Origin of the sequence: Pelotomaculum propionicicum, from assembly GCF_048984525.1 — a bacterium.
Taxonomy (GTDB): Bacteria; Bacillota; Desulfotomaculia; order Desulfotomaculales; family Pelotomaculaceae; genus Syntrophopropionicum; species Syntrophopropionicum propionicicum_A.
Map to the genome: position 1 here is coordinate 161,809 of NZ_JBMGJC010000009.1, position 15,279 is coordinate 177,087.

The 15,279-nt window shown below is 50.0% G+C and carries 12 protein-coding genes; 2 read left to right on the plus strand and 10 right to left on the minus strand.

The features are described from left to right. Positions 1-9 precede the first annotated feature (9 nt). The 4 genes from ACOBQJ_RS11675 to ACOBQJ_RS11690 are packed head-to-tail and all read right to left on the minus strand — an operon-like array spanning position 10 to position 3,466. Complete coding sequence (locus ACOBQJ_RS11675; RefSeq protein WP_421071943.1) at positions 10-735, minus strand: hypothetical protein; 726 nt, start codon at positions 733-735, stop codon at positions 10-12. Next, positions 732-1,436, minus strand: a complete 705-nt coding sequence (locus tag ACOBQJ_RS11680; RefSeq protein ID WP_421071944.1) for an ABC transporter permease — start codon at positions 1,434-1,436, stop codon at positions 732-734. Before ACOBQJ_RS11680 ends, ACOBQJ_RS11675 begins: the two co-directional genes overlap by 4 nt. Continuing rightward, positions 1,414-2,286, minus strand: coding sequence for an ABC transporter ATP-binding protein (locus ACOBQJ_RS11685; RefSeq protein WP_421071945.1), 873 nt, complete (start codon positions 2,284-2,286; stop codon positions 1,414-1,416). The genes ACOBQJ_RS11680 and ACOBQJ_RS11685 overlap by 23 nt, the downstream gene beginning before the upstream one ends. After that, the gene (locus ACOBQJ_RS11690; protein ID WP_421071946.1) at positions 2,279-3,466 is read right to left on the minus strand and encodes an alpha/beta hydrolase; all 1,188 of its coding nucleotides are present in this window, start codon (positions 3,464-3,466) and stop codon (positions 2,279-2,281) included. Before ACOBQJ_RS11690 ends, ACOBQJ_RS11685 begins: the two co-directional genes overlap by 8 nt. 249 nt (positions 3,467-3,715) lie before the next feature. On the opposite strand from ACOBQJ_RS11690, the gene ACOBQJ_RS11695 reads away from it, so the two are divergent. Next, entirely contained in the window at positions 3,716-4,633 is a 918-nt protein-coding gene (locus tag ACOBQJ_RS11695; protein WP_421071947.1) for a DUF4825 domain-containing protein, read from the plus strand. A gap of 78 nt (positions 4,634-4,711) precedes the next feature. On the opposite strand, the gene ACOBQJ_RS11700 is transcribed toward ACOBQJ_RS11695, so the two are convergent. The 3 genes from ACOBQJ_RS11700 to ACOBQJ_RS11710 all read right to left on the minus strand — a co-directional run bounded on the left by ACOBQJ_RS11700 (position 4,712) and on the right by ACOBQJ_RS11710 (position 8,827). Then, the gene (locus ACOBQJ_RS11700; RefSeq protein ID WP_421071948.1) at positions 4,712-5,149 is read right to left on the minus strand and encodes a response regulator; all 438 of its coding nucleotides are present in this window, start codon (positions 5,147-5,149) and stop codon (positions 4,712-4,714) included. A gap of 279 nt (positions 5,150-5,428) precedes the next feature. Further along, the gene (locus ACOBQJ_RS11705) at positions 5,429-8,098 is read right to left on the minus strand and encodes a PEP/pyruvate-binding domain-containing protein (RefSeq protein WP_421071949.1); all 2,670 of its coding nucleotides are present in this window, start codon (positions 8,096-8,098) and stop codon (positions 5,429-5,431) included. 96 nt (positions 8,099-8,194) lie between these two features. Next, the gene (locus tag ACOBQJ_RS11710) at positions 8,195-8,827 is read right to left on the minus strand and encodes a TetR/AcrR family transcriptional regulator (protein WP_421071950.1); all 633 of its coding nucleotides are present in this window, start codon (positions 8,825-8,827) and stop codon (positions 8,195-8,197) included. Between the two features lie 304 nt (positions 8,828-9,131). On the opposite strand from ACOBQJ_RS11710, the gene ACOBQJ_RS11715 reads away from it, so the two are divergent. Then, positions 9,132-10,913 carry a putative glycoside hydrolase gene (locus ACOBQJ_RS11715; RefSeq protein ID WP_421071951.1) on the plus strand — a complete coding sequence of 594 codons (1,782 nt, stop codon included), beginning with the start codon at positions 9,132-9,134 and terminating at the stop codon, positions 10,911-10,913. Positions 10,914-10,987: 74 nt separating this feature from the next. Here the strand turns inward: ACOBQJ_RS11715 and ACOBQJ_RS11720 are convergent, their stop codons facing one another. The 3 genes from ACOBQJ_RS11720 to ACOBQJ_RS11730 all read right to left on the minus strand — a co-directional run bounded on the left by ACOBQJ_RS11720 (position 10,988) and on the right by ACOBQJ_RS11730 (position 14,756). After that, complete coding sequence (locus ACOBQJ_RS11720; RefSeq protein WP_421071952.1) at positions 10,988-11,749, minus strand: transposase; 762 nt, start codon at positions 11,747-11,749, stop codon at positions 10,988-10,990. 196 nt (positions 11,750-11,945) lie between these two features. Further along, complete coding sequence (locus tag ACOBQJ_RS11725; protein WP_421071953.1) at positions 11,946-13,304, minus strand: hypothetical protein; 1,359 nt, start codon at positions 13,302-13,304, stop codon at positions 11,946-11,948. A 210-nt stretch (positions 13,305-13,514) separates the two neighbouring features. Beyond that, positions 13,515-14,756 (minus strand): MFS transporter, encoded by a 1,242-nt coding sequence (locus ACOBQJ_RS11730; protein ID WP_421071954.1) that lies wholly within the window; start codon positions 14,754-14,756, stop codon positions 13,515-13,517. Positions 14,757-15,279: the final 523 nt, after the last annotated feature.

A 15,279-nucleotide genomic window follows, 5' to 3' on the forward strand; every position in this document is an offset into this window, starting at 1 on the left:
GTTATTCAACTACATCGCCTTGCGGTTAAACCGACCCAGCAGCGGGTAGATATAAAGGGCGTGGACCAGGAAGCCGGCGGCTATAAGAATTCCGAAAAGAGGTCTCCCCTCCATGCCGGCCAGAAATGACCTCGACACCCAGTAAGGGGGCAGGACACCCGCCGCCAGCTGCCAGGGAGATTTTATTAAATAACCGGGGAGAGGCGCCAGCAGGAATATCCCGAAGGCCTTGGTCAACGCCAGCCCTTCAATCCTGTTGGCGGCAAAAGCCCCCAGAAAAAGCGCCATCATAGGCGCTTCCAGGGAAGCCATCAGCAAAACAAGGATGAGCCTGGGATAATTTACAGGCACGAGCCCGATAATCCATACCATCACAAGGGTTAAGAAAAAGCTGAGCAAAGCGGGCGCTGTTACGCGGTAGACCAGGTAGCCCGCCTTTGAAACCGGGGTTACGGCAAAATAGGCGAGCATATTTTCGTCCAGGTCCTCCAGGATTATTAACCCGGCCAGCATCCCGACCAGCATGGGTACAAACGGGAAAGTCATGCTGAGAATGAAAGGGTAATGGACAGTCAGGTCAATAGACAGCCTGTCCATGGCAACCGCCGCCGCCAGCGGAAGCACCGCCTTCATGACTACAGCCAGTAGCAGGGGTGAGATCAGGACTATCGAAAGCATGGGGTCCCTGCTGATATTCTTCAGGTCCCCCAGGGACAGCAACAGCATCCTCTTCATCGGCGGCCAACCTCCAAACCAAGCACGGTGTACCTGTAAAACCAGCTGTGGGCCCACCGGTAAGCAATCAAGATCCATACACACAGGGCAACTACCGCATATAACGTTTGGCCCGGGGTTATACGCCCCATTGCTCCCTCAATCAAAAGCAGCTCCGGCCTGGAGGGCAAAAGGTAGTACAGCCACGTGTCCGGCAGGCCCAGGTATTTCAACAGGGGCAAGTCGAATATCGCCGTGGGGATCGAGTAAAAAAAATACTGGTTCAGGCTCCTGGCGCGCGCCGCCAGGGCAAATCCCAGCAGGGTAAAGAAAACAGAGCCCAAACTTACGCCCAGTGCCAGCAGCGCTATATTAACGCCGGCGCCCAGGGTGAAGACCGCAATGACCAGGCTGCTCAGCAGCGACAGCATGGTTAAAGAAGCGACCTTAGCCCAAATGTACTCGTTTACCCGCAGCGGGGTGACAAAAAGGCTTTCCAGGGTGTTCTGCCCCTTTTCCAGCAGCATGATGCCGCCGATAAAGAAAAAACCCAGGACGCTCGGGTCGGTAAAGATGACCAGGCCGGTAAGAAAAGGTCTGTAAGTTTCGGGCACTAGCCTCAGGCCGGCGATATAGACCACGGTTAAAAACAGGTAGGCATAATAGAAACCGTGTCTGAACTGAAACTTGACGTCATATTTAAAGGCGGAAAGAATTCTCATCCAGGCTCCTCCCCGTTACATCGATGAATATGTCTTCCAGGGTGGCTTCCAGGGTGTGCATTGTCACGATTTTCTTTTCCCTGATCAACCTGAGAAAAGTATCGTTGACTCCGATACCGGCCAGGTCGAAATCAGCTTTTGCCGCGGCCCCGTCTTCCTCGAACTCCACCCTCAGAGTCCTCCTGCCCCGGTCGACCTTGAGCTTGCGCGGGGAGTCGATTAAAACAATATCCCCGTTCACGATAAACGCTACCCTGTCGCACAGGTCCTCCGCCACATTCATGTTGTGGGTGGTGAGAAAGATGGTTTTGCCATCTCCCTTTTTATCCAGGATGATATCCTTGATCCGCTTGGCGTTGACCGGGTCCAGCCCGGCGGTGGGTTCGTCCAGAAAAACTACTTCCGGCTTGTTGAGGAAGGCCCTGCAGAAATTAAGGCGCATTTTCATGCCCTTGGAAAACCTGGACACCCTGGCGCCGGCGTCATCTGACAGTCCTACCAGGGCCAGCAGCTTTTGGGGCTCCTCCGTTTCACCCGCGTAAAAGGAGCGAAAAAAAGACAGGTTTTCCAGGGCGGTAAACTTGCCGTACAGGTTCGGCAGCTCAAAGGAAACACCGATTTTCTCATAGTAATCAGAATTTGTTTCCCGGATTTCCCTTTCCATCACCCTGACGCTGCCCTCATAGTTTTTCAATATGCCTGTGATAATTTTTTGCGTGGTGCTTTTACCGGCGCCGGACGGCCCGAGAAAACCAAAAATTTCACCTTTTTCCACATGGAAATCCAGCCCTTTGATGGTTTTCTCACGACTGTCCGGATAAGTAAAGCACAGGCCTTCAACGTCAATCATTTTTGTCTTCCTCTCCCAGACCTGCCCTGGAATTGTCACTTTGACACCGTGATTTATCGGCAATCCATTTTGACATCACGTCCAGGGCAAGCCCTACATTCCCGATCTGGCAGTGGTTTTGCCCCTGCTCTTCCCTGGTGAAGATACGTCCGGTAACAGATCCGGCGTTTTTAAGGGCCGCCACCTGCTTGTAATGCATTTTCAAAGGGATAAAATGGTCTTCCGACCCAGTCAAAATAAGTACGTCTTGTTTTACCAATTCCGAGTGGAGATTAGAATCGTTGAGCTCCAATATTGCTTTGCTGGCTCCAAACGGCGTTTCCGTCCTGGTAATATACATGAGGTTGTGGATACCCCACTTCTCCTGGTCGAGCACCTTCGTTTTAAGTTCCGCCAGATAATTCATCACACGCGGAAAATGGAGCAGCGCCCGGGCGAATATCTCAACGGGGGCGGGCGGTATCTGCATATAATCAAAAGCGATACTGGACGCTATGACCCTGCTGATCCTCGGCTCAAACGCGGCTGCCCTGAAGCACAGCCAGCCCCCCATGGAGATTCCCAGCCAGGTAACGTCATTCAGTTCAAAATAGTCGAGGACCGCCCTGGCCGGTTTCTCCCATTTATACGTCAGGGGCAGATTGTATTTTTTCAAAGCGGCGCCCTGGCCGGGGCCTTCAAACATAATGACCTCATACCCCAGGCCGGAGAAATAACAGGCCATGGAATAGAATTCTTCAATGAACGAATCAAACCCGCCGTGGATCACGATGGCACTGTTTTTTTTATCTTTTCCCGGGGGTACGCGGATTGCCGGCAGGAATGCTTTTTCATAAGGGACAAAAACCCTTTCGATTTTATCCACGACAAAAACAGTATTATAAAAGAGATCTGTAAACCTGTCATACAGGGCCAGTTTATCGGGATCTGACGGCAGGGTGAAAAATTCAGCCGCCCTGAAATAAAAAGCCGCGTTCATCGCCCTGTCCCCGGCCAGTGCCTTCTCCGCCTGCCTGATCATCTCTTCTTTCCAGTCGTCTATCCTTTTTATCCTTCCGGCTGCTTCCGCCATGTCTTCCAGGCGGGCGTACCCGAACGAGTACCACCTGTTCAGCTGAAAATCTATTATCTTTATCCTGTGCATCGTATGGTACCCTACCGGGAAATTAAAGCTGTCCATCAGCTTAAATCCTCCAACCCTTTGCACGTATCATCTGTTAGCTTCCCCAAAAAAAGACATAGAAAACGTGTCAAGAGAACCGTCCCCTTGACACGATCGTGTCAAGGGGACGGTTCTCTTGACACGCTAAAATATATCGACTGACCCTGTTGACAGCTTTGGGATTACAGATGTAGTATTCAAATAAACTTTAAATATAATCCATCATGGGGTGGCTGACAGCCATAAGAAACTGCTGGACGAGGAGGCGTGATTATAAAGATGGAGGGATTTTTCAACAGCCGCAGGAATATTGCGCTGGTGCTGTGTTTGCTTTGCCTCGCGGTGCTCGGCGCCGCCCTGCTGACAGACGGCCTGCCCGGTAAATACCCCGCGTCTGGTTATACCGGGTATAACGCAGCAGCACTGTATAAATATAAAACCGCTTACGTGGGAGACAACAGCAAGGTGGTAAACCTGATCAACAACCTGCCGTATGCTGAAATGCGCGGGGAGATCTCACTGCAGACCGAGTCCCCGCCCTATGGCGTCACGGTTGAATACGATTTTAGTTACGCCGATTTCGACACCAGGCCGGTCGGATCGGATTTGCGCGATAATGCGGTTGTATTGTTCGCGCTGATTGATAATGTCGACGTGATCGCCTTTAATGTCAGAGGAGCGGGCGAACCGTCCAAACACCTGTATACAAGAGCCGAGGTCCAGGCAAACTGTGGCCGGGACCTGCGGGAATACTCAAAGGACATCGATGCCCTTAAGGCGCTGTTAAACAGCATAGCCTTCAAACTGCACACCCACCCTGAAAAATATGCCCTGGTCATGTCCCACACGCCGGGGATACGGATCGCTGCGGAATACCGCGGAAAGGCCGCCAAGGCGCGTTATGCGACGGAAAACGGGCTGCTTCTCACATGGGATATCTCTACCGGGGAGGTGTCAAAGGGTATGTCATCAATTGAACTGACTTTAGGCACCCCGGTCTACTGGTCGCCTCTTGGTCCTGACGGCCATATCTTTGGGGACGGCACAAACCCGGTAACCGTAACGCTCTTGGACGGACAGGGAAAGAGTATAGACGAAAAACAGCTCTTGATAGATTACGACGGTTCGTCCTATTATACAGTCCAGCCCTCGGTGGGTATTGTTATTGGTGAGAAAACCCTTTAACTTTAACCAAGAACCTGCAGGTATTGACAGCGCGGCGGGTCCAAGCGATTAACTCGATCATTTCCTCTATAAACCCAATCAATGGTGCTGTACTCGTCGCGGATATGGATGATGATCTCCATGGCCATCGTTCTGCCACATTATTCTTATATCTGCAGCCTCACCAATTAACTTTTCCAGCTCGTCAATACTGTCAAACGGTTTCATTAAAAAATCATACGCCCCATGCCGGATAGCCCTGATCGCTTCGCGGGTGGTGCTTAATCCCGTCATCATAATGACCACGCAGAAGGGCTGCAATACCTTGATTTCTTTTAGCAGCTCCATTCCATTGGTGTCGGGCAGCACAAGGTCCAAAAGGACAACCGATATCGTTTGCTCACGCAACAATCGCAGGGCTTGCTCACCGCTGTGCGCAAGCAAAATATCAACATCCTTGTTTTTTAGAAGGCGCTGAAAAAATACGCATATATCCTTTTCATCATCAACAACCAGTATTTTCTTTTTCTTGTTCAACCTTATCATCTCCATAATGCGTATGAGAAGCAAATCCCATGCCACAAATACTTCACTACCCGATCTGTACATAAAAAACCAGGTGGCAAATTTTACAATTCCGCAAATTATGCGCGCAGACTGTGTTTGTTGCTTGCAGCCCCTTTAACAAAGCCAGGCCTGAAATAGTTTTTAAGGGCCGTCATGAGAGCTCCGGCTCTCTTCAAAAGACAATGGCACATGTCTCAACTGAAACATGTGCCATTATGCTACATGGTTTATTGTATATGTGTCTTTGTTTTATTGCAGAAATACTTTGCCATCGTCCCCGTCTACTGTTATTATTTGGCCGTCCTTGACGGCGCTCATGGCGCCCCGCACGTTCACCACGGCGGGCACCCCGAACTCCCTGGCCACAAGGGACCCGTGGGACAGGTACCCCCCGGTTTCCATGACCAGGGCGCAGGCTCTTAAAAACAGCGGGGTCCAGCCCGGGTCGGTGGATGGCGCCACCAGGACATCGCCAGGCTGCAGCATGTTGCCTTCAGCCGGGTGCCTGATCAGCCGGGCCATGCCGGAGGCCTTACCAGAGGCTGCCGCCACCCCCGGCAGGAAATCACCGGAACCTGATAATACAGGCTTCGAAAAGACGGGTTCTTCACCCATGATAACGTCCGGCGGGGCGAGGGCCTCTTTCTCACGCTGCCTTTCTTTTCGGTCCGCCACCAGGGCTTTCAGTCCGGCGCCGGTCCAATCACCATCCAGGATGGAAACTAGATCCGGCCAGGTGCAGTAGAAGATATCCCCTGCCTCGCCGATAATGCCCCGCTCCGAAAAACGGCTGCCCAGTTCCAGGGCCATTAAACGATAGGGTTCCAGGGCCAGGACTATAACCGACTTTGACATTTCGCGCACCGCGGCACCCTCCTGCGCATCCCCGATCCCTTTCCGGATCTCCGCCAGCTCGGCAGGGGGCAATTTTTCAGTTACTTCCCGCCAGGTCCGGTCAAATTTCTCCTTTTGCAGTGCTTTCCACTGCTCGGGATCCGCTGTCGCCATGCTGCTCTTAATGATGTCCAACAGGTACGAGGGGTCTTCCTTCCAGCGGGGGTTTACGATATCCAGCTCGTAAACCGCGCGGTGCCCGTACTCCTTTATAAACTCCCGGAATTCCTTCTTAAAAAGAGAGCTTTCAGGCAGGCGATCTTCCCAGGAAAGGGGATCAAAACTGTCCCCGGTCAGATATTGGACGGCGTCTTTATCCTGACAGGCCAGAGATGCCAGCTCCATCAGGCGGTAGCCTTGATCAGCGCTGGTTATACCGGATTCACCACCCACCATTAAGCCGTTTATAATGTTCATCACTCCCGGCCCAAAATAACCTGCCAGTTTCTGCAGCAGCATCATCAGCGGCAGGGTGGCGATACCACCTAAAAAAGTGAATTTCTCGCAATAGGCCTTAATGATTTGGCCAAGCTGATCATATTTTTTAATAAAGCCACGGTCAGGCAATTGATCAAACCCGGTTCCAATCAGGGACGCGACGGAAGCGGCCAAATCGGCAAAGGTAGCGGAGGCTCCGGCGGCAGCCTCCATGATCAAAGCTCCGCCTTTCATCGCCCGGCGTTGTCTCTCCCGGCCGGCCTCGCCGCTGTAGGGGTCGGTGTCTCCCACATCAATATCGGGCTGGTGCCCGCCCCAGAACGGGTTGAAATCACCGGGCAGCGCTCCCGTGGAATCATAATAAGCCCATAACAGGGCGCCGATGTCGCAGTACAACCGGCCATTTACCAGGCGTGAGAACTGTAAGCCTTCCGGTATCGGATAGCCGGGCATGGAAAAGGAAGCGTACTGGATGGCGTCGATAGCGTTTTTCATAACCTTCCGGTGCAGGGGGCTGATTACCATGGGGACAGCTTCCCGGTAATTGCCGTTGGAAAAAACCCGGGTTTTGTTCTTTAAAGCCTTAAAAGTATAAACCGGCAGGGCGGTAACCGGCCGCGCCTGCAGTAAAAAGAAATCCTTCCCGTCAAAGGCCCATTCCACGTCCTGTTGTTCCTCGCATTCTCCCAGGGACTCGAAGACCCGCTCCAGCAGCAAACCCAGTTTTACAATCTTTTCATCCGGCAGCGCCTGCCTCTGAGCCTTATCCTCACCTTGCACAAAACGGGTTCCGCCGCCCTCGCGGGACATGGTCATACCCTGCTTGGACCCGATTTTCTTCACTTTTAGTTTGGGCAAAGCATTAAAAGCCGACACATCGAGATAATATGTGTCGGGCTCAACCGCCCCGTTTACCACCGACTCTCCCAGCCCGTGGTTGGCGCTGACCACGAAAATATCCTGGCGGCCGGTCTGCGGGTCGCAGGTGAAAGCCACCCCGGCTGCCCGGGCCTCCACCATTTCCATAATCACCACGGCCTGGCTCATATCTTCGTCGCTGACGTTCATTTTCCGCCTGTAGGCGACGGCCCGGGGCGTCCAGAGGGAGGCGTAGCACTCTTTTATGGCAGATAAAATATTATCCGCGCCCCTGATATTTAAAAATGATTCGTGAATGCCGGCAAAAGAAGCCTTCCCCGAGTCCTCGGCAGAGGCCGAAGACCTGACCGCCACCGGCTTATCCAGTATGCCCTCGGTTTCCAGACGGCTGATGAGTTCCTCCCAGATATTTAGAGGGATTTGCCCGGCCTTTACTTTTTCTCTGAGCAGGGCAAGCTTTTCCTCAACCTTCTTCTCTCCGATGTTGCCGGCGTATACACTTTCAGTAATACCTCTTATTTCTTCAAGCAGGCCGTTTTCTTTAATGTAACTCTGGTATGCCCCCGCACAAAGGACACCTCCAACGGGGACCCTAAACCCGTAACGGTCGAGCCTGGCCAGGTTCCATCCTTTGCCCCCGGCAGCCCCGGCTCCGGCTTGAAAAGCTTCGGGCCAGCTTAAGAACAACTCTCCGTTAATCTTTTTCACGCGCTCTCTCCCTCTCTGAAAAAATCATTATACAGGCCCTGTTTCGCATGTTTTCTAAATTAGCCAGCTGTGACAATGCCAAAAGAATCTCTTTTTCTATACCTTGCTTCCGTCCCTTTGCATCGCTCCGTTTATGAAAAGGTCTACAATCTTGGCCATCTCTTTGCGCAGTTCGAACCTCGATTTATCGCCCAGCCAGTCCATGACTACCGCGCCGCGCATTATATCCAGCTGCATTACCAGCCTTTTTATTGATATATCCCGCCTGATCTCCCCCGTCTCCTGGCCCAGCCTGATGATCTCGGCCATAATGCTCTGGGTGCCTGTTTCTCCACCACTATAGCCGGGCCCCCGGCACATGTTTTTATGGCGGTAGCCAAGGGTTATGCCCACAATCTCCGGGTTGAACTCCACCCACTCGTAAGCTTTATCCAGAGTTTCCAACAGACGTGTTTTGGTGTCAGGCAGCTTGTACAGGTTTGACAGGGTCTCCCGGGCCAGCCCCTTTGAAGCCCCCCTGACATACTCATCGACAATAGCCTCTTTGACGGGAAAGTGGTTATAGAGCGTTTTTCTGGCGATATCCGCTTCTTCGGCTATTTGCTCCATGGTCGTGCTGTCAAATCCCTGGCGCTGAATTAACTCCATGGCCACTTTAACGATTTTTTGCCGGGTCTCCCTTTTCTTCCTCTCCATCCTGCCTTCGCCCTGTGTGTCGCCTTGATCCATTGTTTTTTCCTCCCATATCTGCCTCATTGCCAGGATACATATTATGTTTTTATACATAATGTAAATTTACACAATGTGTAATATTTTTTATTTTCTCTCTATATCAATCACGTGTCAATACCTAAATTTATTTTTCTCAATCTCAGGAATCAGAAATCAAGTCCCCCTGTTCCTGAGGTTGGAATCACTTCAAACTAATTTTTATACTATTCCTCTCTTAAAACAAAGGAGGGGTGTCGAATGACGTCGAATGTATACGCACAAAGGCTAACTAAATAAATTGGAAAGGGGCTTGAAGTGCGCTTTGCTTAATAAAAAGACCGCTTTCCCCCTGGTTGTACTGGCAATTTTAGCATGCTTTTTAACTTGGCAGTCACTCGAAAATCCATCCCTGGTTATACCGTCAGCCGGCAGTGCCGGAGCCAGTAACGCTACGCCGGAAGAAATCCGGCAAAATGCAAAAACAGTGGGAGCCAACGAACTTGGACAGGTGCCGGTTTTTTCATATCACCAGATCGATTATGATCAGAGTCCATTGTCCCGCACTCCGGAAGAATTCAGAAGTGACTTGCAGGAGTTGTATGACAGAAACTACGTTCTGATCAGCCTGAGCGACTATATTACCGGCAGTATTGATATCCCCGCCGGTAAGTCCCCGGCCGTATTGACATTTGATGGAGGCTCCCCGGGCCAATTCCGGCTGTTGGAGCAGCAGAACGGCGGACCTGTTCCGGACCCCGACAGCGCTGTTGGCATACTAATGGATTTTAGCAGCAAACACCCGGGATTCGGGCACACTGCCACGTTTTTTGCAAACGCCGAACCCTTCGGGCAGCCGCAGTACCTGCAGGATAAGCTTCAGATGTTAAACCAGTGGGGTTTTGAAATAGAAAGCCAGGACTTTGACCTGACGCAATTTAAGCGCATTCAGGTATTTGCGGACAACGGCAGGAGCTCTTTAGTCAACTGGCTGGACAGAATAAGCGGGTCTCGCTATGTAAGTGACGGCAGAAATGACACCACGGCAGTTCCCGGGGGATGGGAGAAGTACGCAAAAGACGAACCCGGCAAGAGACTTGTCACCTATACCAGGGAGGAGCCTTACCGCACTCCCGCAAAAGATCTATTGTCTTCAAATGCCAGGGGTGTGCACGTTTCTTTTGCGTGGGCCGGGTCAACGGAAAGGTGGAATGAGGTGCTGGCCCTGGTTGACAGCGCCAAATTAAATACCGTGCAGCTTGACGTAAAGGATGAGACCGGCAGGATTGGGTACGGCTCGCAGGTCGGCATGGCTGTCGACACTGGCGCCGGAGAAAGCGTTATGCCCGTTAACGAACGCCTTAAAGACCTTAAAGACCGGGGCGTCTATTCTATCGCCCGGATCGTGGTTTTCCGCGATCCCTTTTTAGCGCAGGCAAGGCCGGATTTAATGGTAAGGGCCTCCGACGGCAGTCCCCTGGCCGGAGGCGTATGGGTGGACCCGTACAGTAAAGAAGTCCAGGATTATAATTTAGCCCTTGCCGTTGAAGCTTACCAGCTGGGGTTTGACGAGGTCCAGCTCGACTACATCAGGTTTCCGGAAGGCCTGACAGCCGAAACGGCATTATACAACAGCAAGACCGGGAGCGATACCCGTGGCAGGGTTGATGTGATAGCCGACTACCTGAGTTACTCCAGGTCGGTGATAACCTGGGACAGGCCGTTTTCAGCCACTGTATTCGGGTTTATGTCCATAGCCCTGGACGACCAGGGCATAGGCCAGCGGCCTGAACGCATGGCTCCTTTTGTTGATTACCTTTCACCCATGTCCTACCCGTCCCACTACGGGCCGGGCAATTATGGCTTTGACAATCCCAACGCCCACCCCTATGAGGTTATCGACGCCTCACTAAAAGGTTTCCAGTCACTTGTCGAATCATCAGGATGCCGGCTGCGTCCCTGGCTGCAGGGGTTTTCCATGGGACAGCCCCCGTACGGCAGAGATGAAATCAGGGCGCAGATCAACGCCACCGAGGACAACAACATCAACACCTGGCTGCTCTGGAACTCGGGTGTATCCTATCAGGCGGAAGAGATTGCTGAATAATGCCCGGGTGTCGGTGTCAGGGGGACGGGGTTGTTGGCGTGTCAGGGGGACGGGGTTGTTGACACATTTATGCCTTATGCTCTTAAAACAACACTCCTATTGATTCCTGTGAGCCTCTCAATTTGTCTGATAGATATACTATGTAATCCTTTAAGCTCTTTTAAATGACTATTCCTTTTTAATTTATCTAATTTTTGCAAATCAGTTGGATTCTGCACTTTGCACACCCTATTAATTACATTTCTTGCTTCTTCATCTGTTATTCGAAATTTGTCCTCAATATCCAAACATACATCATCATTCACTTCAATATTAAATTTGTGAAAACTATTTATTGCCCTTTCCCTATTAATATTAAACATCTCCAGTAGAAAATCCACATCAACAAATTCTGATTTTTTAACATAATCTTTGTAGCTACTCCACTTATATTGTTCAATATATTTTACCAACCTGGCTTTAAGCGGATTTTGATGAATATATCTTTGAACAATTAGAAAATATGAATCATTTTCCACCGGTTCACTTCTAAATCTATCTTGAAATAAGTTTCCTATTCTTTGGTATTTCATGTTATACCAATAAACATAACTCCCGCATATTCTGCGCATAACTTGTTCTAGTGGTTCTATCCCGATCTTTAATAATAAATGCACATGATTACCCATCAAGCAGTAAGCATAGATTTTATATCCACTTTCCTCTTTATATCGCTTAATTACTTGAATAAACTTCGCATAATCTTTTTCATCCTCGAATATTGTCTGTCTGTTGATCCCTCTCATAATTATATGATATATTCCACTTTCACTTTTCTTTCTTGCTTTTCTTGGCATAAAAACACCTCCTTATTGCGTTGCTGTAAATTGGAAGTGCTGTCAATAAACCTAACAATTTGAGAAGTGTGTCAACAACCCCGTCCCCTTGACACTTCTTTGGCAAGGTCTCCAGGAAAATTACCTGGTGAAAATGCCGCAAGCTTTTGCAGCTTGCGGCATCTCTTTCTTGCTGTCAGTTAACTTCTGTAAATTTTTAGTGGCTTTCTATCCAGTTGCAGATGGGTTCCCATACGAGTCCTTTCGCATTGTCCGCCCAAAACAGATCCGCGTGCCCGTAATCCAGGGCTGCTGCTTCGGGGGGATACACCTGGACTATTAGCGAGTTTTTATCGGCACTTCCCAGGAGTTCCAGAATATATGCCCCATATTGGCCAAATCCACCGGCCGCGCCAATATAATAAACCGGAATTTTTATATCCCCGAGATGGTCGTCATACGGGTTTTCAATATTTTCGCTCATTATTGCTTCACCGTCGATGATTTCGCCAAGACTTTGGAAATTCGGGGCAGCGAACGCATTGTCAATAATATTACTCTGGGTTGCAAACTGCAGCCCAACCGGCAATTCATTTTCGTCAAAAGTACCCCCCAGGTAGTGATAGAATGGCACGGGTGGCTGCAGGGGCGCTTGATATGTCGCGTACGTAGCTGTCAAAACAAACTGTGCAGCCTGCATGTTTGTAAATCCGGGAATAACAGGCGACGGCCCTTCAGGAGCGCTTTGTGCCAGGGAGGCGATAATTTTCATATTCTTTGCCTCGTCGTCGTTATAGACACCTGAATCATACAGCGATTTGTATGCTTGATACCTGACCAGAGCAGCCTGTTTAAGGTCTCCCTGATCCGGGGAGAATTTGTAAACCATGTCCACCGGTATAATCCCTTTTAAGTCACGTTGCTTATCGGGCAGTTGGGATTCTTCATCCGCATAGGCATACAGGAACTGGGCGCCCCGGCTGTGGCCCAGCATAAATATCCTGCCGTCATCGCTGCCGGTAAGACCTCTTACTGTTCTGGCCAGTTTAACGGCAAGTTTAATATCTTTTAAATGCAGGGCTGTATCCCAGTCCTCCATGAACGAAAAGTCCGTGGTTGTATCCGGCACAGAATTCCACCTCAAATCGATGCCCCAGACATCAATTCCTTGCTCCGCAAGATAAATACCAAATGACTGGTTTGCGGTAGAAGCCATGAAGGCGTTTGTGAAATTGCACGAATCACCATGGAGCAGCATCACGGCTCTTTTTGTCTTGATGGGAATCCCGGGGGACTTTTCTTCTACAACCCTGTGGATTCCGATTTTATCAAATTCGCCGTCCCCCACTTTTAGAATTAATGTGTACTCATAAATGTTGCCAACAAGTTGTTGTCTTTTGACTGAACCCAATTTGTCCGCGCTTACAAATTCCTGCAGCGAGCTGTCCACCGCTTCGGCGAATGTAATTTCACCGCCAGCCATTTGCTTCGCTGGCCCAGCCTGGGCAAGGCTGAGGCCAAAGACCATACAGGAAACAAGAACCAATACCGCCACAGCATAAATTCTTCTCTTCATAGAACTACCCCCTCACCAATTTTTTAAACTGTTTCGTCAGTTATCCAGAAATTCCTCTCAAATATTCCATATTTTATCAGACAAAAACCTGCATATTATGACATGGAGTGTTTCAGAGGGACTGGTTTATTACCAACCTGAGAAGTATAAAAGGATCCGTGTCGACCTTATGCCTATATTTCTCAAAGAACTTTCATTCTTGTAGTACTGTCAGTACCCCGACAATTTGAAAAGTGTGTCAACAACCCCGTCCCCTTGACACGCTTCCCTTGACACGCTTAACACTTTAAAAAACAAACCGCTAATTATAATTAAACTAAGGCCACAGCTTATCATCACACCGGCCAGTGAAAAATAATTGAGCGCAATCCCAAATATCCCGAATGAAATCGGCAGAGAAACATCCGCAATGACAGCAGCGACGCTGAAAACCCTGCCGGCCAGATTATTGGGCACGTGTACCTGAAGGATGGAACGCCAGTATACCGATGCAACCGCGACAGCTGTCCCGATAGCTATGTAGGGCGCGCTGATAATAATTCCGCCGCTTCTGGCAAGCCCTAGCAGGGTGAAACAGATCCCGAATGTAATGATGGCGGCAAACAAAGGACTGGTGTTTACGCTTTTAAGTTTCCGATTTCCAATCAGCACAGCCCCCAGGATCAGGCCCGCGCCCATGGCGGTTTCAAAATAAGCCAGGTTGCGGATGCCATCTCCCGCGAGGCTTTTAGCCAGAAACGGCATGGCCACCGCCAGGCTGCCGTAGAAGACATGGACAACACCGATGACTATAAGGATGACAAATACCAGCCTGCTGTTCGATATGAATTTAAAACCTTCTTTTAAATCCTCCAGCAGGCTGGCCTTATGTCCAGCCTGCAAGTCAGGCGCCAAAGAGATAAAGGACGCCAGCAGGGCGGCGGCAAGGTAAGACAGCCCGTTTATCGCGAACACCGGCCAGTAGCCAGCTAGGCCGACAAGCGCGGCCCCCAGGACCGGCCCCGCAACACTGGCCAGGCCGCCGATCATCTGACTCAGCGAATTAGCCCTCGGGATCTCGTTGCTTTCGACCAATTGAGGTACTACAGCCATCACCGAGGGGTTATAAAAAGCGGAAGCCAGTGAAATAACAGCCGCGGCAATAAAAACATGCCAAACCTCCAGGAGGCCCATCGTGAGCAGTATAGTAACGACAATTACAGCCAAACCGCGGAATATATCCGACGCAACAATAATAGCTTTGCGGTTCCACCTGTCAATAAAGCCGCCCGCAATCAACCCGAACAACAACTCCGGCAATACTGACACAACCATGAAAAAGCCCATCACGGCCGGTGAGTTCGTCCTCTCCAGCACCCACCAGGCCAGGGCAATGGCATAGAACTTATCCCCCAGCTGTGAAACCAGCTGCCCTGTCCATAAAAGAAAGTAGTCCTTGTTTATCCAAAACATAATTTAAATACACACCCCTTCCATTAAACTTTCACTATCGCACCTGGGCTGAGATTGTTGTTTAAACCAGATCCGGCCACCTCTCTTTCCATAAAAAATTAACCAAGGGAACCTACAAGGCTCCCCTGGTTATAAAGGCAAAATTGGATTTAATTTTTACCTGAGTCCGCATGAGGGACAAAGGCATTCCTAGTACTATACTACTTTTAAACCTTTTTTCAAACATTGATATGGGGCTGTTTTTTAGATTAATCTCATGTTACATGCCCTATAAATAAATTATATCAGCCTAAAGCATTATTTGTCCTGATTACTCAGTATATCTTCCTGCACCATCCAAAGTGCTCGTTAGGACTGCTTACTTGTCAGGAAATTGCCGGAATTAATTTTCTTGTTAATCAGCACCACCCCAAAATGGGGTGGTTTGAACCAGCCCTATAAGGGCTTATTACAGGCCAGCGCCTAAAAGACGCTGGCTTAAACTTCGTTCAAGCCATGTGCACTGATTACTTGGCAGAACCCT

What these genes read in the sequence shown, in the direction of transcription:
- ACOBQJ_RS11675 (WP_421071943.1), bottom strand. Translation starts at nt 735, where the DNA reads ATGAAGAGGATGCTGTTGCTGTCCCTGGGGGACCTGAAGAATATCAGC.
- ACOBQJ_RS11680 (WP_421071944.1), bottom strand. Translation starts at nt 1,436, where the DNA reads ATGAGAATTCTTTCCGCCTTTAAATATGACGTCAAGTTTCAGTTCAGA.
- ACOBQJ_RS11685 (WP_421071945.1), bottom strand. Translation starts at nt 2,286, where the DNA reads ATGATTGACGTTGAAGGCCTGTGCTTTACTTATCCGGACAGTCGTGAG.
- ACOBQJ_RS11690 (WP_421071946.1), bottom strand. Translation starts at nt 3,466, where the DNA reads ATGGACAGCTTTAATTTCCCGGTAGGGTACCATACGATGCACAGGATA.
- ACOBQJ_RS11710 (WP_421071950.1), bottom strand. Translation starts at nt 8,827, where the DNA reads ATGGATCAAGGCGACACACAGGGCGAAGGCAGGATGGAGAGGAAGAAA.
- ACOBQJ_RS11720 (WP_421071952.1), bottom strand. Translation starts at nt 11,749, where the DNA reads ATGCCAAGAAAAGCAAGAAAGAAAAGTGAAAGTGGAATATATCATATA.
- ACOBQJ_RS11725 (WP_421071953.1), bottom strand. Translation starts at nt 13,304, where the DNA reads ATGAAGAGAAGAATTTATGCTGTGGCGGTATTGGTTCTTGTTTCCTGT.
- ACOBQJ_RS11730 (WP_421071954.1), bottom strand. Translation starts at nt 14,756, where the DNA reads ATGTTTTGGATAAACAAGGACTACTTTCTTTTATGGACAGGGCAGCTG.